Genomic DNA, 19,256 nt, shown 5'->3' on the forward strand with positions numbered 1-19,256 from the left:
TCCATGCGCCGCTCGCGCGCCGCGGGGAAGTCCGTCCCGGACGGCCCGTACTCCAGTGTCCGGGCGAGGAAGGCCGCCCGGAAGGCGTCGCCCTCCAGGCTGCCGTGCCACATGGTCCCGAAGACGTTGCCCGCACGCGCCCCGCCCAGGAACTCCTCCGCGCCCCCGCCCACCGTGATCCGGCCGTGGTGGATCTCGTAACCGCTCGCGGGCGCGCCCAGGGCCTCCCCCTCCGGCAGGCGGAGGACCTTGTCGGCGGTGAAGTCGGTGCGCACGTCGAGGAGGCCCAGCCCCTCGGCGGACGCCCCCGGCGCGGCCTCGACCCCCTCGGGGTCGGTGACGGTGTGCCCGAGCATCTGGAAGCCGCCGCAGACGCCGAGCAGCGGACGTCCGCGGCGGACGTGTCCGGTGATCGCCGTGTCCAGTCCGCGCGAGCGCAGCCAGGCCAGGTCGGCGAGGGTGGAACGGGTGCCCGGCAGCACCACGAGGTCGGCGTCGGCGATGTCGCGCGGACCGGAGGCGAAGACCACGTCGAGCCCGGGTTCCAGGCCGAGCGCGTCCACGTCGGTGAAGTTGCTGATCCGGGGCAGGCGCACCACCGCCACCCGCAGCGCCGCCTCCCCCGCGGCCCGCCGCCCCTCCAGGTCGAGGGCGTCCTCGGAGTCCAGCCACAGCCCCGGGTCCCACGGCAGGGTCCCGAACATCCGGCGGCCGGTGATCCGTTCGAGGTCGTCCAGCCCCGGCCGGAGCAGGGCGTGGTCGCCACGGAACTTGTTGACGGCGAAACCGGCGATCAGGGCCTGGTCCTCGGGCTCCAGCAGCGCCACCGTCCCGTACATCGCGGCGAACACCCCGCCCCGGTCGATGTCGCCGACCACGACCACGGGCATCCCCGCGTGGCGGGCCAGGCCCATGTTCACGTAGTCGCCCGCGCGCAGGTTGATCTCGGCGGGGCTGCCCGCGCCCTCGGCGACGACGACGTCGTAGCGTGCGGACAGGTCGTCGAAGGCGGCGTGCGCGGCCTCGGCCAGGTGGCGCCGCCCCGCCTCCCAGTCGGAGGAGGACACCTCCCCGGCGGGGTGGCCGAGCAGCACGGCGTGGCTGCGCCGGTCGCTGCCGGGTTTGAGCAGCACCGGGTTCATCGCGGGCTCGGGGAGGGCGCGGGCTGCCAGCGCCTGCACCCACTGGGCGCGGCCGATCTCCGCCGGGCGCCCGTCCGGGCCGTGGCAGACCATCGAGTTGTTGGACATGTTCTGCGCCTTGTACGGCGCCACCCGCACGCCCCGGCGGGCGAAGGCCCGGCACAGGGCGGTGGTGACCACGCTCTTGCCCGCGTCGGAGGTGGTCCCGGCGACCAGGAGCCCTGTCACTCCGGCCTCCTCAGCAGCGCGGTGTCCATCATCCAGCCGGCCCTCTCCCTGGCCCTCCGGCGGGCCGCAGCGATCTCGGGCAGCACCTCGCCCACCCGTCCGGCGACCAGTTCCTCGGAGTCGGCGCCCAGGTTGGCCCCCCACCAGAGGGACCAGTCCTCCAGCCCCTCGAACCCGTGCCGTCCGCCGAGCACGACCACGATGTTGTCCTGCCCCGCGTCGACGGCCTCGCGCAGCCGCCGCGCCGGGGTCACGTGCACCGGGCGGCCGACCCCGTGCAGCACGATCCGGTGCCGGGCGGCCAGGACCTGGGGCGCGCTGATCCCGGGGAGCACGTCGTAGTCCGCCTCCACGTGCCCGCGCTCGGCGATCCGCCGCACGATGCGCAGGGTGGAGTCGTACAGGGAGGGGTCGCCCCAGACCAGGAAGGCCGCGGTGCCGCCGCGCTCGCCGAGCACCCGCTCGAAGGCGGCCACGCGGGCCTCGTGCCAGTCGGCGACCGCCGCCGGGTAGTCGGCGGGGTCGTCGCGGTCGCGCTCGGGGTCGGGCACGGTGGCCAGCGGGACGCCGAAGGCGTCGCAGACGGCCCGGCGCAGGGCCAGCAGCCCGTCGTCCGCCCCCTTGTCGACGGCCACCGCGTAGTCGCAGCCCCGCAGGGCCTCGGCGACCTCGCCGGTGACGTGCTGGGGGCCCATGCCGATCCCCAGGATCCGCACCCTCACTCGGACCGCTCCTCCAGGTCGCCCTCGACCTCCAGGTAGACCTCGGTGAGGGCCTCCAGGGTGGCCGGGTCCGGCTCCGCCCACAGCCCGCGCCGCGCGGCCTCGTGCAGGCGCTCGACGATGCCGTGCAGCGCCCAGGGGTTGGAGCGGCGCAGGAACTCCTGGGTCTCGGCGTCCAGGACGTACTCGGCGGCGAGCTTCTCGTACATCCAGTCGTGCACGACCCCGGCCGTGGCGTCGAAGCCGAACAGGTAGTCGACGGTCGCGGCCAGCTCGAAGGCGCCCTTGTAGCCGTGCCGCCGCATGGCCGCGATCCAGCGGGGGTTGACCACCCGGGCGCGGAACACCCGGGCGGTCTCGTCCGCCAGGGGGCGTGTGCGCACCGCGTCGGGCGAGGTGGAGTCGCCGACGTAGGCCTTGGGGTCGGCCCCGCTGAGGGCGCGCACGGTGGCGATCATGCCGCCGTGGTACTGGAAGTAGTCGTCGGAGTCGGCGATGTCGTGCTCGGCGCTGTCGATGTTCTTCGCGGCGACCTTGATCCGGCGGTAGTTGGTCCGCATGTCGTCGGCCGCGGGCACACCGGCGAGGTCGCGGCCGTACGCGAAACCGCCCCAGGCCGTGTAGACCTCGGCGAGGTCGCGGTCGTCGCGCCAGTTGCCGGACTCCACGACCTGGAGGATGCCCGCGCCGTAGGAGCCGGGGGCGGAGCCGAAGATCCGGGTGGTGGCGCGGCGCCGGTCGCCGTGCTCGGCCAGGTCGGCGTTCGTGTGGGCGCGCACGTGGTTCTGCTCGTCCGGCTCGTCGAGCCCGGCGACGAGGCCGACCGCGTCGTCCAGCATGGCGACCACGTGCGGGAAGGCGTCGCGGAAGAAGCCGGAGATGCGCACGGTGACGTCGATGCGCGGACGCCCCAGCTCCTCCAGCGGCACCACGTGGAGCCGGCCGACCCGGCGGGAGGCCTCGTCCCACTCGGGCCGGACCCCGAGCAGGGCCAGGACCTCGGCGATGTCGTCGCCGGAGGTGCGCATCGCGGAGGTGCCCCACACCGACAGGCCGACCGACTCCGGGTAGGCGCCGGTCTCGTCCAGGTGGCGGCGCAGCAGGGACTCGGCCATGGCCTGGCCGGTCTGCCAGGCGAGCCGGGAGGGGACCGCGCGCGGGTCGACCGTGTAGAAGTTGCGGCCGGTCGGCAGCACGTTGACCAGTCCGCGCAGCGGGGAGCCGGACGGGCCCGCCGGAACGAAACCGCCGTTCAGGGCGTGCAGGACGTGGTCGATCTCGTCGGTGGTGCGGGCCAGCCGGGGGACCACCTGCTCGGCGGCGAACTCCAGGACGCGGCGCACCCCGGGGTCGTCGTGCAGGTCCCGCGCGGCCGCCGGGTCCCACCCGGCGGCCTCCATGCGCTCGACGAGGCCGCGGGCCAGCGCCTCCACCGCGTCGACCTCCTGGGTGGGCGCGTCCTCCTTGAGGCCGAGGGCGGCCCGCAGGCCGGGCACCGCGCCGCCCACGCCTCCCCAGACCTGGGCGGCGCGCAGCACGGACAGGACCAGGTTCACCCGGGCCGCGCCCTCCGGCGCCGCCCCCAGCACGTGCAGGCCGTCGCGGATCTGGGTGTCCTTGATCTCGCACAGCCAGCCGTCGACGTGCAGCAGGAAGTCGTCGAACTCCTCGTCGTCGGGCCGCTCGTCCAGACCGAGGTCGCGGTGCATCTCGGCGGCGCGCATCAGGGCCCAGATCTCGCCGCGGACCGCGGGCAGCTTGGCCGGGTCCATCGCCGCGATGTTGGCGTGCTCGTCCAGGAGCTGCTCCAGGCGTGCGATGTCGCCGTAGCTCTCCGCCCGGGCCATCGGGGGGATGAGGTGGTCGACGACCGTGGCGTGGGCCCGGCGCTTGGCCTGGGCCCCCTCCCCCGGGTCGTTCACCAGGAACGGGTAGACCAGCGGGAGGTCGCCCAGGGCCGCGTCGGTCGCGCAGCCGGCGGAGAGCGCGGCGTTCTTCCCGGGCAGCCACTCCAGGGAGCCGTGCTTGCCCAGGTGCACGACGGCGTGCGCGCCGAACCCGTGCTCCAGCCAGCGGTAGGCCGCCAGGTAGTGGTGGCTGGGGGCCAGGTCGGGGTCGTGGTAGATCGCGATCGGGTTCTCGCCGAAACCACGCGGGGGCTGGACCAGCACGACGACGTTGCCCGCCCGCAGGGCGGCCAGCACGAGTTCGCCCTGTTCGTTCACGTACAGCTTGCCGGGTGCGGCGCCCCACGCCTCGGCCATCGCCTCCTTCAGCGCCGGGTCCAGGTCCCGGGTCCAGTCGGCGTACTGCTCGGGGGTGATGCGCACGTGGGCCTCGGTGAGCTGGACGGAGGTCAGCCAGTCCTCGTCCTGGCCGCCCGCCGCGATCAGGGCGTGGATCAGGGCGTCGCCCGCCTCCGTCTCGTCGGGCAGGTCCAGGCCGGGGAGGGCGTCGGGCGCGCCCAGGTCGTAGCCCTCCCGGCGCAGGCGGCGCAGCAGGCGCACCAGGGAGCGGGGGGTGTCGAGCCCGACGGCGTTGCCGATGCGCGCGTGCTTGGTGGGATAGGCGGACAGGACCACGGCGATCCGCTTCTCGGCGGGCGGCACGTGCCGGAGCCGGGCGTGGGCGACGGCGGTCCCGGCCAGCCGCGTGCAGCGCTCGGGGTCGGCGACGTAGCGGGGCAGCCCGTCGCTGTCGATCTCCTTGAAGGAGAACGGCACCGTGATGATGCGGCCGTCGAACTCGGGGATGGCGATCTGGGTGGCCGAGTCGAGCGGGGTGACCCCGTCGTCGGAAGCCTCCCAGTCCGCGCGCGAACTGGTCAGGCACAGGCCCTGGAGGACGGGGACGTCCAAGGCGGCCATGCGCTCCACGTCCCAGGCCTCGTCGTCGCCGCCCGCGCTCGCGGACGCGGGCACGCTGCCGCCCGCCGCGAGGACCGTGACCACCAGGGCGTCGAAGCGGCCGAGCGCCTCGTAGAGGTCGTCGGGGGCCGAGCGCAGCGACCCGGCGAAGACGGGGACGCCCACGGCCCGGCCGGTCGCGTCGACGGCGTCGGCCAGGGCGTGCGCGAACGCCGTGTTGCCGCCCGCCTCGTGGGCCCGGTAGTAGAGGATGCCCACCTCGGGGAGCCCCTGGCCGTGCGGCCGCTCGCGCTCGGCGAAGCCCCACGGCGGGAGCGCCGACGGAGGCTCGAACCCCTCCCCGGTCAGCAGCACGGTGTCCGACAGGAAGGCGTGCAGGCGGCCGAGGTTGGCCGGACCGCCCTCGGCGAGGTAGCGGTGGGCCTCGGTCGCCACCCCGATGGGCACGGTGGAGTGCTCCATGAGCTCGGCGCTGGGCTGCTGCTCGCCGCTGAGGACCACCAGGGGCGTGCCCCGCTCGCGGACGGCGGCCAGACCGGGCCACAGGTCGTGCGAGGAGCCCAGCAGGCGCACCACCACGAGGTCGGCGCGCTCGACGGCGCCGGTGAGTTCGGCGTCGGAGGCGCGGGACGGGTTGGCCCACAGGTAGGCGGCGCCGCTGGCCCGCGCGGACAGCAGGTCGGTGTCGGACGTGGACAGCAGAGCGATCCGGACCGTCATGGCCGGGCTCCTCCCTCGGGGTTCTCGCCCCGTCGGCGGTCGGACTGCCCGGGCCAGTGTCTGGCTGCACCCCTCGTCGGGGTGTCACAGTGGCGGAACCGCCCCGGAATCTCACCGGGTTCCTGTACCACGGGCAAAGGATTCACACTGTAGCCGGGAGCCCCTCCTCCGGTCCCGGCGGGGACGTCAGGAGCGGCCGGCCCGCCCCGGGGGGACGGCGCCCCGGCGCAGGAAGCGGACCACCGGGCCGTCGGCCCCCGGGGTGACCTCGGCCGGGACCCCGTACACCTCTCCGATGAGGTCGGAGGTCAGGACCTCGGAGGGCGTGCCCCCGGCGACCGCCCGGCCCTCTCGGAGCACGACCAGGCGGTCGCAGTACATCGCCGCCAGGTTGAGGTCGTGCAGGGCGATCACGGTGGTCACCGGCAGGCCCGTGACCAGCTCCATCAGGTCGAGCTGGTACTGGATGTCGAGGTGGTTGGTGGGTTCGTCGAGCAGGAGCTCGCCGGGTTCCTGGGCCAGGGCCCGGGCGATCTGGGCGCGCTGGCGTTCGCCGCCGGACAGGGTGTGCCAGGACTGGTCGGCCCGGTCCGCCAGTCCGGTGCGCTCCAGCGCCCGCGCCACGGCCTCCAGGTCGGCCGGGGTCATGGGCGTCCAGGACCGGCGGTGCGGGATGCGTCCCAGGGCCACCACCTCGCGGACCGTCAGCTCGGTCTGGGTGTGCGCCTGCTGCTGGACGGTGGCCACGCGCCGTGCCACGGCCCGGCGGCCGACCCGGTCCAGCGGCCGGCCGTCCAGGGTGACCGCCCCGGCGGAGGGGCCGAGCACCCCGGCGAGCAGCCGCAGCAGGGTGGACTTGCCCGACCCGTTGGGGCCCAGCAGCCCGACGGTCTCACCGGGGCGGGTGGCGAGGGTGACGCCGTCGAGCACGAGACGGCCGCCGATCCCGAGGCTGACCCGGTCGGCGCGCAGCCCCTCCCCGGGGGCCTGGACGGAGTGGTTCACGTCTTCCTCCTCACTCGGTACAGCACGGCGACGAAGGCGGGCACCCCGATGAGGGAGGTGACCACCCCCACCGGGATCTCCTGCGGGTCCAGCGCGGTCCGGGCGACCGTGTCCACCCACACCAGGAAGACCGCCCCCGCCAGCGCGGTGACCGGCAGCAGCCGGGCGTGGGAGGAGCCGGTGAGGGCCCGTGCGGCGTGCGGCAGGACCAGGCCCACGAACCCGATCGCGCCCGTGGAGCTGACCAGCACCGCTGTGAGCAGCGCGGTGGCGCTCAGCAGCAGCACGCGGGCCCGGCCCACCCGGACGCCCAGGTTCGCCGCGGCCTCCTCGCCGAAGGCGAAGGCGTCCAGGGTGGTGGTGTGGGCGAGGCAGACGGCGAGCACGAGGCACAGCACCGCGGCGCCCAGGAGCACGTCGGTCCATCCGGCGCCGCCGAGGGAGCCCAGCAGCCAGAACAGCACCGCGCGCGTGGTGTCGGCGTCCGCCGAGGTCAGCACGATGAACGAGGTCAGCGCCGAGAACAGCTGCATGGCCGCGACCCCGGACAGCACGACGCGGTCCATGCTCCCGCCGAGGCTGTGGCTGAGCAGCATCACCATGCCGAAGGAGAGCAGGGCGCCCGCGAAGGCCCCCGCCGGGAGCGAGACCGCTCCGACGCCCCAGCCGAGCACGGTCACGAGGACCGCCCCGGTGGAGGCGCCGGAGGAGACCCCGAGCACGAAGGGGTCCGCCAGCGGGTTGCGGAGCAGGGACTGCATGACCGCGCCGCACACGGCCAGTCCGGCCCCGCAGACCGCGGCGAGCAGGGTGCGGGGCATGCGCAGGTTCCACACGATGCCCTCGCGCAAGCGCGTCAGAGGGCTTTCGCCCCATCCGAACCGGGCGGCGGCCGACCTCCAGACCTCGGCGGGGGTGAGGTCGGCGGGCCCGATGGTGACGGCGACCGAGACCGACAGGCCGAGGAGCAGCAGGCCGGAGGTGACGAGCAGCGCCGGGCGCGCACCGCTCAACGGGCGTACCCGAGCTCGCGCAGGCCGTCGGCGACCAGTTCGATGCCCTCGACCGTGCGGATCGAGGGGTTCATCGCCTGCCCGCTGAGCAGGACGTACCGCTCCTCCCGCACGGCGGTGAGGTTGCGGGTGGCCGGGTTGTCCTCCAGGAACCCGATCTTGGCCGCCGCGCTCTCCGCGGTCTGGGAGTCGCGGGTCAGGTCGCCGAGCACGATGACGTCGGGGTCGCGGTCCGCGACGGTCTCCCAGTTGATCTGGGGCCATTCGCTGTGGGTGTCGTCGAAGGCGTTCTGCGCGCCGACGGCGGTGGTGATGGCGCCGGGGGCGCCGCAGCAGCCCGCGAGGTAGGGCGACTGCGCGTTGGCGAACCAGTACATGAGGGAGACGTCCTCGACCTCCAGGTCCCCGGTCGCGGCGTCCACCCGGCCCCGGAGCTCTCCGACCAGCTCCTCCCCGCGCTCCTCCACGCCGAAGATCTCGGCCAGGTCGTGGATCTCGCCGTAGACGGCGTCCAGGGTGAGCGGCTCGCTCCGGGAGCCGTCCCCGCCGCCCCCGTTGTCCTTGCCCGCGGCGCAGTCGGTCGGGGAGACGTACGAGGGCACGCCCAGCTCCTCGAACTGTTCGCGGGTGGCGACACCGCCGGCGCCGAGCGTGGAGACGAAGGACGCGGTCACGAGGTCGGGCTCGGCCTCCAGGACCCGCTCGAAGGAGGGGCTGTTCTCGGCCAGCCGCGGGATGTCCCCGTTGGCCTCCTCCAGGCCCTCCATGATCGGGTCGGTCCAGGTGGCGGTGCCGACCACCCGGTCCTCCAGCCCCAGGGAGAGGAGGATCTCGGTGGTGCCCTGGTTGAGGGAGACCGCCCGCTGCGGGGGCGCGTCGAGGGTGACCTCGTGGCCGCAGTTGTCGACGGTGCGGGGGTAACCGGACCCGGCGGCCGCTTCGGCGCCGTCGCCGCCCTGGTCGCCCTGCGGGCCGCAGGCGGTGAGGGCGAGGACGGGGACGAGCAGGAGGGCGAGGGAGGGGAGTGCGGAGGGCAGGAGGGCGTGGCGTGACATGGGGATGCCTCAGGTGTCGGGACTCGAACGCGGAGCCTGGCATGGATGCGCCTCCGCGCACTCGACGCGGAGGGGCCAGCAGGTCTTCGGACTCGGGTTCCTCCGGACGGGGTGCCTTCCCAGGGCGGTGCGCGCGGGCGCTTCCGTCCGCGCGCGTGCCCCAGTGGCTCGTGTACCCCGCCCGTCCCCCACACCGCTGCGCGTCAGCTCCGGATTCGCACCGGATTCCCTGACCACCTAGGTGGTACGACTGGCCCCGGAAGGGTACCAAGGGCCCCGCGCGCCCTCCGGGGCGGGCGGGACCCCGGGCGGGCGGGGCCCTTGCCCGCGGCGCCCCGCCCCCGGCGGGCGGCTCCGGCGTCCCTCCCGGACCCGCCGGACGCTCACGGCGGGCGCCCTCGCGGCGGCCGTCCGGGCGGCGTGCCGGAACGCCGCCCCGGGGGCCGGGTCACCCATCGAGGAAGCGGAGCAGCTCCGCGGTGACGAACTCGGGGTTCTCCTCGACGAGCCAGTGCCCCGCGCCCGGCACCTCCACCGCGCGCACGATGTCGGTCATGCGCGTGTCCACGGTGGCCCGGACCGGGTCGAGTTGCCCCTGGGCGGTCATGACCAGGGCCGGGACGTCGACCGGTTCCGCTTCCACGGTGTCGCGGACGTCCTCGTCGAGGGTGCGGTAGAGGTCGAAACCGCCGGCGAGGGCCTCGGGCCTGGCGTAGGTCCGCGCGTACTCGTCGATCTCGGCCTCGGTGAACGGGGACCGGTCCGAGGTGCCCCCGAACGCCGTTCCGTTGAAGGAGACCTGGGGGTAGAACAGCGCCAGGTAGTCGCGAACGTCGTCGCCGACCACCGTCTCGGGGATCCCGGGCTGGGAGTGGAAGGCGATGTGCCAGCTCATCGAGCGGTAGGCGGACGCGTCGATCCCGGGCCCGGGGAGCGGAAGGTCGAGGTAGCCGAGGCGGTCGGTGTCCTCGGGGAACCGGGCGGCGTACTGGAAGGCCACCGCGGCTCCGAGGTCGTGCCCGACGACAGCGGCGCCGTCCACCCCGAGCTCGTCGGCGATCAGGGTGTGTACGTACCCGGCCAGGGTGGCTTTGTCGTAACCGGTCGGCGAACCGGTGCTGTCGCCCAGCCCGGGGAGGTCGACGGCGTAGACGGTGTGGTGCTCGGCGAGTTCCGGCATGATCGACCACCAGCCGTACCAGGTCTGCGGCCAGCCGTGGAGCAGCACCAGCGGCGTGCCGCTGCCGCCGGTCACGTAGTGCATGCGGACTCCGTCGACGTCGGCGAACTCGTGTCGGAACGTGCCCTCGAACTCGGGATCGCCCTGGGTGGCGGCCGCGTAGGGGGGAACGTCCTCCTCGGGGGCCGGCGTGGCGCAGGCCGCGACGCCGGCCATGAGCAGGAGGGCGAGCAGGGGTGCCGCCGTCGCCCGCGCGGCTCGGAGGAGGCCGCGCGGGGAAGGCCGCGGGGTGGTCGTCGGTCCGGGGGCGCGGACGCCGTCCCCGGACGTGGTCGCCTGGTCGGTACTCATGGGGGCTCTTTCTGTCGAGGTGCGCCCAGTCTCGACAGGATCTCCGCTTATGGCACTGAAAATTGCGGTTCCGGCAAGTTGCCCCCCGGGGATGTGGGCAAGGGCGTGCTCCACGCCGCGGGAAGTGACTTCGTGCGGGGCGGCGGGTGTGCGCGCCCCCGGGGCGGCGAGGCCCCTCACCCGGTCGCGGACCGAGGCGGACGCAGGGCCCCGCGTACCCTCCGGGGCGGGCGCACCGTCGCGGCCGTCCGCATCCGCCGGGTCCACCGGTACTCCGCCGGGACGGAGGGAGTGGCCGCCGGCACGCGTGTAGGTGTGGTTGCGGGCCGGGGAACCGCCCGACGCACCGCTTCCTGCTTCGTGCGGACCCGGGTGGCTGCGCAGGAGTGCCGACCCGGACTGAGGCTCGGGGTGTCGGTTCCGGCCGCTACCTTCTTCCGGCAGGCAGTTCCGACGCCCCGTGGCACCCCCTTGGAGCAGTGATGATTCCGGCACGACCACGACTGCCCGAATACGACGAGTTCTCGGCCGTGATCTTCAGGACCGACTTCACCGACGAGGCCGCATGGACGCAGGTCGTCGCCCAAGTGCGACTGTCCGCTCTGGACGACGCCGATCCCGAAAGGTTCTACACCGTCGTCGACGTACCCCTGCTGGGCGGTGCTGACAGCGAGACCGTTCTGGCTGCGCTCGCCGCGTGGCGGGAGGGGTGGGAACCCCCTGCGGTGGTGTTCGTCGCCGACAGCACCACCATGGGCTCCGACCTCTCTCCCCTTCTCGCCGTCACGACCCTGACCGGGGAGGACGCCCTGGACGGCGAGGAGTACGAGGAAACGGTCGAGCACGGACCCGCCTTCCGGACCCTTCCCCGCGAGATCCACGCGATCCATGCCAACGTCGAGGGGGCCAACACGGGCTTCCAGGATTTCTCCTCCGCCGCACGCGAGGCCCCGGACGGGGTCTACCGCTCCTGCGGCGAGGACGACTGACGCGGACGCCCGTCGCGGCGGCCGGCCGTCGTCGACCACACAGCGGGCCGGCGCCAGGCGTCCGGCGGGTGTGAGGCGGGCGTCGGCGTGGGTGGTGAGGGGCATCGAGGGCCTTCCGGTCCGGTGGTGGATGTCGCGATCCACACCGTTGCCGGAGGCCCTCTCCGCGTGTGTCGGCCGGGGTGGGTGCCACCGACCTCCATGGTCGGTACGGCTAGCCCACGACGCCGATGGGGCAGCTGGCGCCCGTACCGCCGATGCCGCAGTACCCGTTGGGGTTCTTGGCGTCGGACAAATACTGTTGGTGGTACTCCTCGGCGAAGTAGAAGGCCTTGAGCGGCGCGATCTCGGTGGTGATCGGGCCGTACCCGGCGGCGGTCAGCACCGGCTGGAAGGCGTCGCGCGTGGCCTCGGCGACGGCCTTCTGGGCCTCGTCGTGGTAGTAGATCGCCGAGCGGTACTGGGTGCCGGTGTCGTTGCCCTGGCGCATCCCCTGGGTCGGGTCGTGGCCCTCCCAGAAGGCCTTGAGGACCTCCGCGTAGGTGATCCGGCCGGGGTTGAACACCACCCGCACGACCTCGGTGTGCCCGGTCAGGCCGGAGCAGACCTCCTCGTAGGTGGGGTTGGGCGTGTAACCGCCCGCGTAGCCGACCGCGGTGGTGACGATGCCGCGCTCGGCGCCGAGGCGCCAGAAGATCCGCTCGGCCCCCCAGAAGCAGCCCATCGCCACGTCGGCGATCTCGCTCCCCTCGGGGTAGGGCGGGGTGAGTGGCGTGCCGAGCACGGTGTGCACCGCGTGCACCGGCATCGGGGTGTCCCGGCCGGGCAGGGCACGCGCTGGGTCGACCATGGTCGCTTTTCTCCCGAACATGACTCCAGGCTATCCGCGACGCGGGCGCGGCGCACGGCCCCGTTCACGCCTGTGGACGACACCGCCGGGAGCGGGGCGGGCGGGCCCCTTCCGGCGGCGCGGAGGACCTCCCTCCGACCGGCCCCGCGCGGGCTCGCCCCTCGGCCCAGGGGGCGTTCTCCGCACTCGCCCCACACCGGCCCCGCACGGACCCGCCCCCTCCCCGCCCGCGGCCCGGCGCCGAAGGTCCGCCCGGGAGAGCGGCGGCGCCGCCCGACCACCCCGACCACCCCGACCACCCCGACCACCCCGACCACCCCGACCACCCCGACCACCCCGACCACCAGGAGCATGACCCTCCTCACGAGTCCGGGTATCGCCCGATATGAGGCAGACACACCCAAGAATTCGTCCTACCATTGCGTACGTGCCGGAATCCAACCGCGGCGTCGCCCTCGGGGCAAGCGCCTTCCTCCTGTGGGGCTTCGCGGCCCTGTACTGGCCGTTCCTCTCCGCCTCCGAACCCAGCGAGATCCTCGCCCACCGCATGGTGTGGGCCCTGCTGGCGATGTGCGTCATCCTCCTGCTCGCCCGCCGGGGCTGGTCCTGGCTCCCCGCCGTGCTCCGCAGCCCCCGGCGCCTCCTGCCCGTCGCCGCCGCGGCCGTCCTGATCTCCCTCAACTGGTGGGGGTTCATCTACTCCGTCTCCGTGGAGCAGACCCTCCAGGCCTCCCTGGCGTACTTCATCAACCCCCTGATGTCGGTGTGTCTGGGGGTGCTGCTGTTCTCCGAGCGGCTGCGCACGGCCCAGTGGGTGGCGGTCGCCCTGGGCGTCCTCGCCGTGGTCGTGATGACGATCGGCTACGGCGTGACGCCGTGGCTCGCGCTGCTCATGGCCTCCTCGTTCGCCGCCTACAGCGCGGTCAAGAAGTACGTCGACCTCGACGGGATGCAGAGCCTGACCGTCGAGACGCTGGTGATGTTCCTGCCGGCGCTGGGCTTCGTGGTCTATCTGGAGGCCACGGGGGCCGGAACCATGTTCTCGGTGTCGCCCGCCCACACGGCGCTGCTGGTCGGCGGCGGGTTCGTGACCGCCCTGCCCCTGCTGCTCTTCGGCGTGGCCGCCCGCCAGGTGCCCCTGAGCGTCATCGGCATGCTCCAGTACATCGCCCCGACCATGATGTTCTTCATCGGCTGGCTCATCCAGGGCGAGGAGATGCCGCTCGCCCGCTGGATCGGCTTCGCCCTGGTCTGGTCGGCGCTGTGCGTGTTCGTCCTCGACCAGCTGAGCGGCGTCCGCTCGCGCTCCCGCGCACGGGCCAGGGCCAGGCTGGACCTCATGGAGCAGGAGGCGGAACGGGAGAGGGAGCCCGAGAAGCACGCCCGACCGGACAACGAGGAGTGACCCGGACGGATTTCCCCGTTTCGGAGAACACAAACTACCCTGCGTGACACTGTGCTAACGTCAGGTCGCGAACCGGTCACCGCACCGGTTCCGACCAGGCAGCACGTCCCGGAGGGTCCCTCATGCCCCGCACCAGCCGAACGGCCCGCGCCATGCGCGTCGCCTCGGCCGCGTGCTCCATGAGCCCCTCCCTGCTCGGCCTGCCGCTCCTCGTGGGGGCGTTCCTCACCACCCTGTGGCTCTTCGGGGCCTCACCCGTCCACGCGGACGCCCTCGGCGGCGCCCTCGACGGGACCGGGGCCCTCGCGCGGACCGGGGCGGGCGCGATCACCGGGACCGGCGCCGCCCTCGGCGGCACCGGCTCGGACGCGCTGGGGAACGCCGGCGCGCTCGGGCTCGACCGCCCCGGCTCCCTCGACCAGGTCGTCCCGGAGCGGGTCGCCGAACCGGTCTCCCGGACCCTCGGCACCGTCCACCAGGGCCTGGGCCGACAGGACGGGGACGGCGCGGCCGGGCTCCTGGACGATCCCGGCTGGCCGGTGGACGAGCTCCGCGAAGGGGCCCGCCGGGTGGTCGGAGACCTCGACCGCACCCGTCGGGACACCGCCCAGAACCTCCTCTCCCCCGCCGTCGACGCCGTGTCCGGCGTCCGGGACGCCCCGGCCCCGGACGGGGTCCGGGCGCGCGAGGGGGAGCCGGAATCCGCCGACCGCGCCCGTGGGCGGAACGGGCGCCATGACGCCCCGTCCGCCTCCGCCGGCGCCCCCGGCGGGCACGGGACCGTGTACGCCTACGCCCCGTCCGCCGCACCCGCCGCCGAGGCCCCCTCCGCCGAGGCGGACGCGGAGCCCGGCGACACCGGCGCCTCCGCCGCGACGGCGCCCTCCGCCCAGCTGGCCACCGGCTCCGCCGCGCCCGCGGGCGGCGCCGCCCCCGCGGTCGCCGGCTACCTCACGGCTCCGCCCGTCACCGCTCCCGCGGCCTCCGCCGTACTCCTGGCCTCCCGCTCGCTGCACCCCGTGCCGAGCGGTCCCAGCGACGACCCCACCGTCTCCCCCGACTAGGGCGGTCCCACCGCGCGGTGTCCCCTTCCCGCGCGCGGACCGTTCCCAGCGCGGCGTCCCCGCCGCACCTCCTGGGAGCTGACCTGAGTCCCGTGCCGCCGTTCACGTGATTCATGTCAGCCGGTGGTCCACCTCCGGCCCAGGTCGTCGGCGCCCCGGGCGCACGGCTTCCACGAATGCACCGACCACAGCTTCCGGAAGGAATTCCATGACGCAGGCCAAGCGAATCTCAGCCAGGGCCGTCCTGCTCGCCGCGGGCACCGCGGGCTTCGTCGCCCTCGGCGCCGGGATCGCGGGCGCCGAGGGACTCGACTCCCCCGTCCGCGAGGTCACGCCGCTCGTCGAGCGGGCCCTGGTGGAGGGCGTCGCCCCCACCGTGAACAGCCTGGCCCCCGAAGGGGTCGGCCCCATCGCGGGCACCGCCCTGTCCGAGCTCCAGGACAGCGCGCACAACCCGGACCGGCCCGCCCCCGACCTCTCCGCGCCGCTGCCCCGGGGCACGGACGTCGCCACCCCGGTCGGGACCGTCCCCAACCCCGTCCCCGCCCTGGCCGACACCGTGTCCGGCGCCCAGGACGCCACGGGGCTGGACGGCAACCCCCACGACACCGTCGGCCACACCGCGGGCGCCGTCGTGGAGGAGCGCGCCGTGGCGGCCGGGGGGGTGCTGGAGGACACCGCGCGGGGCGTCGGGTCCGAGGCCGAGGCGACCCTCGTCGAGGTGGTGCCGCACACCGTGGAGGCCACCTACGCCCTGCGCGACCAGATCGACCTGCCGGGCACGCGAGAGCTCACCACGCTGCCGCAGGCCGCCGAGCTGCCCGACCCCTCGGACCTGACCGCCCTGACCGGGAACGGAAGCATCGTCCTGGACGAGGTCGTGGCCCCGCTGGGCCGGGGCACCGTCCGGCAGAGCGCCCCCGCGGAGCCCCTGGCCGGCCTGACCGACACCGTGTTCTCCGCCCCCGAGGGCACGACCGTCCTGGGGCTGGGCGGCCCGCTGGCCGACGCCGGCGTGCCCCGCATCACGGGCACCGGCATCGCCCCGGTGGACGAGGCGCTGCCGCAGGCCGCCGAAGTGCTGCCGCAGGCCGCCGAGGCCCTGCCCCGGGCCGCCGCCGACACGGGCCTGCCCACCCTGGTGGAGGGCGCGAACACGGAGACCGCGGAGGAGCTCGTGGCGAGCCTGGGCCGGGGCACCGACCTGCTGAACGACATCGACACCAGCGACATCGTGTCGATCGACGGGGGGACCAAGGAGCAGGAGGTCCCCGCGAACATGGTGCAGCACCCGACCTTCACCCAGCTGCCGGGCTCCGAGGCGCTTCCCGTCATCAGCTAGCGGGCCGTCCGGGACGGCGACCGGTGCGACCCGAGGGGGACCTGCCCCGACGGACCAGGACCCGCGGACGGGCTCGACGCCCTGCGGGCCGCGGGTACGGGGGACGTTTCCGGGAGGGGCGGGTCTGGGAACCCCTCGGGTCACCGCGCCGCCCGACCGGACCGCTCGACCGTCGGCGCCGTCCCTTCCCGGGGCGGCGCCGCGGCGCGTCCGGCCTCCGGAGGGGCCGGGGTCTCGGGGGTCGGTCCACCGCTCGTACGCCCGTTCGCGCCGCGTCCGGCCGCCCGGGCGGGACCCGGGCACGGCGCGCCCGGAGCGTCAGCGGTCGGAGGCGCAGGAGGCCGCGGAAGACGGCCACAGGGACGGGACAGGCCACGGCGCGGCCCTGCCGCCCGAACGCGACAGCGGTCGGGGGCACACGGCACCTCGGGAGTCGGCCCCCGGCGTCCCGGTGTCAGCCGGAGCGCTCGACCACGTAGTCGCAGAGCGCCTCGAAGGCGCTCCTGGCCGGTCCCTCCGGGAGCGTGGCCAGCTCTCCGCGGGACTTGTCGGCCCAGCCCCTCAGGGTGGCCTCCGCCTCCGCCATGGCCGGGTGGACGCGCAGCAGCTTGAGCGCCTCCTCGGCCTCCTCGTCGCCCAGCGGGCGGCCGAGGAGCGACCGGAGCCGCGCGTCGGCGGGGTCCTGCGAGCGCAGCGCGTAGAACATCGGCAGCGTGAGCACGCCCTCGCGCAGGTCCGTGCCCGGCGTCTTGCCGGAGTCGGTGCTCTCGCTGGCGACGTCCAGGATGTCGTCGGAGAGCTGGAAGGCCATGCCGAGCGCGTCGCACGCCCGGGTGAGGGTTCCGATGGTCTCCGGGTCGACCTTGCCGAACATGCCGCCGAACTCCGCCGAGGAGGCGATGAGCGAGGCGGTCTTGTCGCTGATGACCCGCAGGTAGTGGTCCAGGGGGTCGGTGCCCTCGCTGGGTCCGGAGGTCTCCAGGATCTGGCCCTGGACGAGGCGGCCGAAGGTGACAGCCTGGAGCCGGACGGCCTCGGTGCCCAGGTCGGCGAGCATCTCGGAGGCCTTGGCGAACACGTAGTCGCCGGTGAGGATGGCGATGCTGTTGCCCCAGCGCTGGTTGGCGCTGGGCTCGCCCCGGCGCATCTCCGCCTCGTCCATGACGTCGTCGTGGTAGAGGGTGGCCACGTGGGTCAGCTCCACGACGGCCGCGGCGGGGATGAGGTCGGGGACCGTGGGGTCGCCGAAGTGGGCCGCGAGGAGCACGAGGGTGGCCCGGAACCGCTTGCCGCCCGCGGCGAGCAGGTGGGACGCCGCCTCGGACAGCAGGGGGTCACTGGAGGCCACAGAGTCCCGGAGCAGGTCCTCGACCTTCTCGAGGTTGTCCTGGACCTCCCGGGCGAGGGTCGGGTCGACTCTCGGCAGAGCGAGAAACCCGCTCGGGACAGCACCGCTCACCGTAAAGCTCCACCTGTTGAACGGGCACGTCGGCGGCCTCTCGGGAGACCCTCGGAAGGAGGCCCGGGGGCCGCCGCGTGCTCAGCACATGAACATGATCCGACTTGCCACGGTATCCGACCCGGAATGCTCAGCCAAAGCCACACCCGGGTACACGGCGGCCGGATCCGGATCACCCGGGTTTCACGGGCGATCCGGATCGCTGACCAGCGGTGTTCACCCGTCGGTGTCCGTGGAGGCCTGGTCCACCATGACGGCGACCGGTTCCGGGCCCGTCTCGGAGGACGGCAGCAGGTGGTCCAGCACCGGGCCGGGGTACAGGCCGAGGAGCAGCGTGGCCGCCACCCCGATCGTGATGACCCCGCCGGTGGCCGCGCCGGCGCGCACCACGGTCGGGCCGTCGCCCTCCGGATCCCGGAAGAACATCACAACGATGATCCGCACGTAGAAGAACGCGGTCACCGCGCTGCTGAGCACGCCCACGACCACCAGGGGCGTGGCCCCGGCCGCGACCGCCGCCTCGAACACCGCGAACTTGCCGATGAAACCGCTGGTCAGCGGGATACCGGCGAAGGCCAGCAGGAACAGGGCGAGCGCACCGGCGAGCGCCGGGGAGCGGCGTCCGAGCCCGGCCCACCGCTCCAGGTCGCCGAGCTCCTGCCCGCCGTCCTTGGTGCGCACCAGGGTCACCACCGCGAACGCGCCCAGGGTCGTGAACCCGTAGGCCGCCAGGTAGAACATGGCGCCCGCGAGCCCGTCGGTGCTGTTGGCCACGACCGCCGTCAGGATGAACCCGGCGTGCACGACCGACGAGTACGCCAGCAGGCGCTTGATGTCCCGCTGGGTGACGGCGATGACCGCGGCGGCCACCATCGTCAGCACCGCGACCGCCCACAGCATCGGCTCCCAGCTGGCCGCCGAGGTGCCGAACGGCACGAAGAACACCCGCAGCAGGGCGCCGAACGCGGCGACCAGCGTGCAGGAGGCCATCAGCGCGGTGATGGGGGTCGGTGCGCCCTGGTAGACGTCGGGCTTCCAGTTGTGGAAGGGGACGGCGCCGACCTTGAACAGCAGCCCGATGGCGACGAGGCCGATGCCCATCAGCAGGAGCGGTTCGCCGTCGCCCCCCTCGCCCTGGAAGATCTCGGCCCCGCCGGCCTCCACGGCCGCCCTGATCGTGCCGAAGTTCACCGATCCGGCGTACCCGTAGACGAGGGCGATGCCGAACAGGAAGAACGCCGACGAGAACGCGCCGAGCAGGAAGTACTTGACCGCGGCCTCCTGGGAGAACAGGCGCCGCCGCCTCGCGAGCCCGCACAGCAGGTACAGCGGGAGGCTCATGACCTCCAGGGCGATGAACATCGTCAGGAAGTCGTTCGAGGCGGGGAACATCAGCATCCCCAGCACGGCGAACATGACCAGCGGGTACACCTCGGTGTGCTGGGAGCCCGCCAGGATGTGCGCGCGCTCCTCCTCGCTGCCGGGGACGGTGGCGGCCTGGGCGGCGAACGCGTCCCGGCCGTCCCGGTTCTCGGCGATGAGCAGCAGGCTGATCAGCGCGAGCACGGTGATGGTGCCCTGGAAGAAGATCACCGTCCGGTCCACGGCGAGCACGCCGGCGGCGACGGTCACCCCGGCCCGGCCGTCGGGGAGGGTGCCGATCTGGAGCACGAGCAGCACGAACGCGGCCAGCAGCGCGAGCGCCGCCAGCCCGATCTGGAGGCGGCGCCTGCGCCGGGCCGGCACGAACGCCTCGAACAGCACGCCCAGGACGCCCGCCGCGAACAGCGTGAGCAGCGGGGCGAGCAGCCACCAGTTGATCTCCGGCGGTCCCTCGGTGACGACGGGGAGGTCCATGTGGGGG

Annotated in this window: 13 protein-coding genes, 2 pseudogenes and 2 riboswitches; of the genes and pseudogenes, 4 read left to right on the plus strand and 11 right to left on the minus strand. The window is 74.1% G+C overall.

All coding sequences use genetic code 11. The features are described from left to right. Positions 1–8 precede the first annotated feature (8 nt). The 7 genes and pseudogenes from ACQPYD_RS29375 to ACQPYD_RS29405 form a co-directional block, all read right to left on the minus strand. Positions 9–1,370, minus strand: a pseudogene (locus ACQPYD_RS29375) (cobyric acid synthase); the annotation flags it as partial. Next, entirely contained in the window at positions 1,367–2,092 is a 726-nt protein-coding gene (gene cobF, locus ACQPYD_RS29380; protein WP_433698616.1) for a precorrin-6A synthase (deacetylating), read from the minus strand. The gene cobF and the pseudogene ACQPYD_RS29375, both read right to left, overlap by 4 nt. Then, the gene (gene cobN / locus ACQPYD_RS29385; protein WP_433698617.1) at positions 2,089–5,679 is read right to left on the minus strand and encodes a cobaltochelatase subunit CobN; all 3,591 of its coding nucleotides are present in this window, start codon (positions 5,677–5,679) and stop codon (positions 2,089–2,091) included. Before cobN ends, cobF begins: the two co-directional genes overlap by 4 nt. Before the next feature lie 34 nt (positions 5,680–5,713). Continuing rightward, positions 5,714–5,851, minus strand: a riboswitch (cobalamin riboswitch). Positions 5,852–5,865: 14 nt separating this feature from the next. Further along, a complete protein-coding gene (locus ACQPYD_RS29390; protein WP_433698618.1) occupies positions 5,866–6,684 on the minus strand; it encodes an ABC transporter ATP-binding protein in 819 nt (272 codons plus the stop codon). After that, on the minus strand, positions 6,681–7,697 hold the full coding sequence (locus ACQPYD_RS29395) for a FecCD family ABC transporter permease (protein ID WP_433698619.1): 1,017 nt from the start codon (positions 7,695–7,697) through the stop codon (positions 6,681–6,683). Before ACQPYD_RS29395 ends, ACQPYD_RS29390 begins: the two co-directional genes overlap by 4 nt. Then, the gene (locus ACQPYD_RS29400; RefSeq protein ID WP_433698620.1) at positions 7,694–8,752 is read right to left on the minus strand and encodes an ABC transporter substrate-binding protein; all 1,059 of its coding nucleotides are present in this window, start codon (positions 8,750–8,752) and stop codon (positions 7,694–7,696) included. Before ACQPYD_RS29400 ends, ACQPYD_RS29395 begins: the two co-directional genes overlap by 4 nt. 60 nt (positions 8,753–8,812) lie before the next feature. Beyond that, positions 8,813–9,022: riboswitch (cobalamin riboswitch) on the minus strand. Positions 9,023–9,200: 178 nt separating this feature from the next. After that, positions 9,201–10,283 carry an alpha/beta fold hydrolase gene (locus tag ACQPYD_RS29405; RefSeq protein WP_433698621.1) on the minus strand — a complete coding sequence of 361 codons (1,083 nt, stop codon included), beginning with the start codon at positions 10,281–10,283 and terminating at the stop codon, positions 9,201–9,203. A gap of 482 nt (positions 10,284–10,765) precedes the next feature. Between ACQPYD_RS29405 and ACQPYD_RS29410 the strand changes: the two genes are divergently transcribed. Next, a complete protein-coding gene (locus tag ACQPYD_RS29410) occupies positions 10,766–11,272 on the plus strand; it encodes a DUF6924 domain-containing protein (protein WP_433698622.1) in 507 nt (168 codons plus the stop codon). Between the two features lie 3 nt (positions 11,273–11,275). On the opposite strand, the pseudogene ACQPYD_RS29415 reads toward ACQPYD_RS29410, so the two are convergent. Further along, positions 11,276–11,377: pseudogene (locus ACQPYD_RS29415) on the minus strand (IS481 family transposase); the annotation flags it as partial. Positions 11,378–11,486: 109 nt separating this feature from the next. Further along, positions 11,487–12,143, minus strand: a complete 657-nt coding sequence (gene msrA / locus ACQPYD_RS29420) for a peptide-methionine (S)-S-oxide reductase MsrA (protein ID WP_355012799.1) — start codon at positions 12,141–12,143, stop codon at positions 11,487–11,489. A gap of 406 nt (positions 12,144–12,549) precedes the next feature. On the opposite strand from msrA, the gene rarD reads away from it, so the two are divergent. The 3 genes from rarD to ACQPYD_RS29435 all read left to right on the plus strand — a co-directional run bounded on the left by rarD (position 12,550) and on the right by ACQPYD_RS29435 (position 15,933). After that, on the plus strand, positions 12,550–13,527 hold the full coding sequence (gene rarD, locus ACQPYD_RS29425; protein WP_433698623.1) for an EamA family transporter RarD: 978 nt from the start codon (positions 12,550–12,552) through the stop codon (positions 13,525–13,527). A gap of 122 nt (positions 13,528–13,649) precedes the next feature. After that, positions 13,650–14,591: a flagellar associated protein gene (locus ACQPYD_RS29430; RefSeq protein ID WP_433698624.1), complete on the plus strand. Its 942-nt coding sequence runs from the start codon at positions 13,650–13,652 to the stop codon at positions 14,589–14,591. Positions 14,592–14,799: 208 nt separating this feature from the next. After that, a complete protein-coding gene (locus ACQPYD_RS29435; protein ID WP_433698625.1) occupies positions 14,800–15,933 on the plus strand; it encodes a hypothetical protein in 1,134 nt (377 codons plus the stop codon). Positions 15,934–16,387: 454 nt separating this feature from the next. Here ACQPYD_RS29435 and ACQPYD_RS29440 read toward each other — a convergent pair whose 3' ends face one another. Together ACQPYD_RS29440 and nuoN are read right to left on the minus strand one after the other, a co-directional pair. Beyond that, positions 16,388–17,392 (minus strand): polyprenyl synthetase family protein, encoded by a 1,005-nt coding sequence (locus tag ACQPYD_RS29440; protein WP_433698626.1) that lies wholly within the window; start codon positions 17,390–17,392, stop codon positions 16,388–16,390. Between the two features lie 216 nt (positions 17,393–17,608). Further along, complete coding sequence (gene nuoN / locus ACQPYD_RS29445; RefSeq protein ID WP_433702169.1) at positions 17,609–19,249, minus strand: NADH-quinone oxidoreductase subunit NuoN; 1,641 nt, start codon at positions 19,247–19,249, stop codon at positions 17,609–17,611. Between the last annotated feature and the right edge of the window lie 7 nt (positions 19,250–19,256).

Source organism: Nocardiopsis sp. CA-288880 (assembly GCF_050955985.1).
Classification (GTDB): domain Bacteria; phylum Actinomycetota; class Actinomycetes; order Streptosporangiales; family Streptosporangiaceae; genus Nocardiopsis; species Nocardiopsis tropica.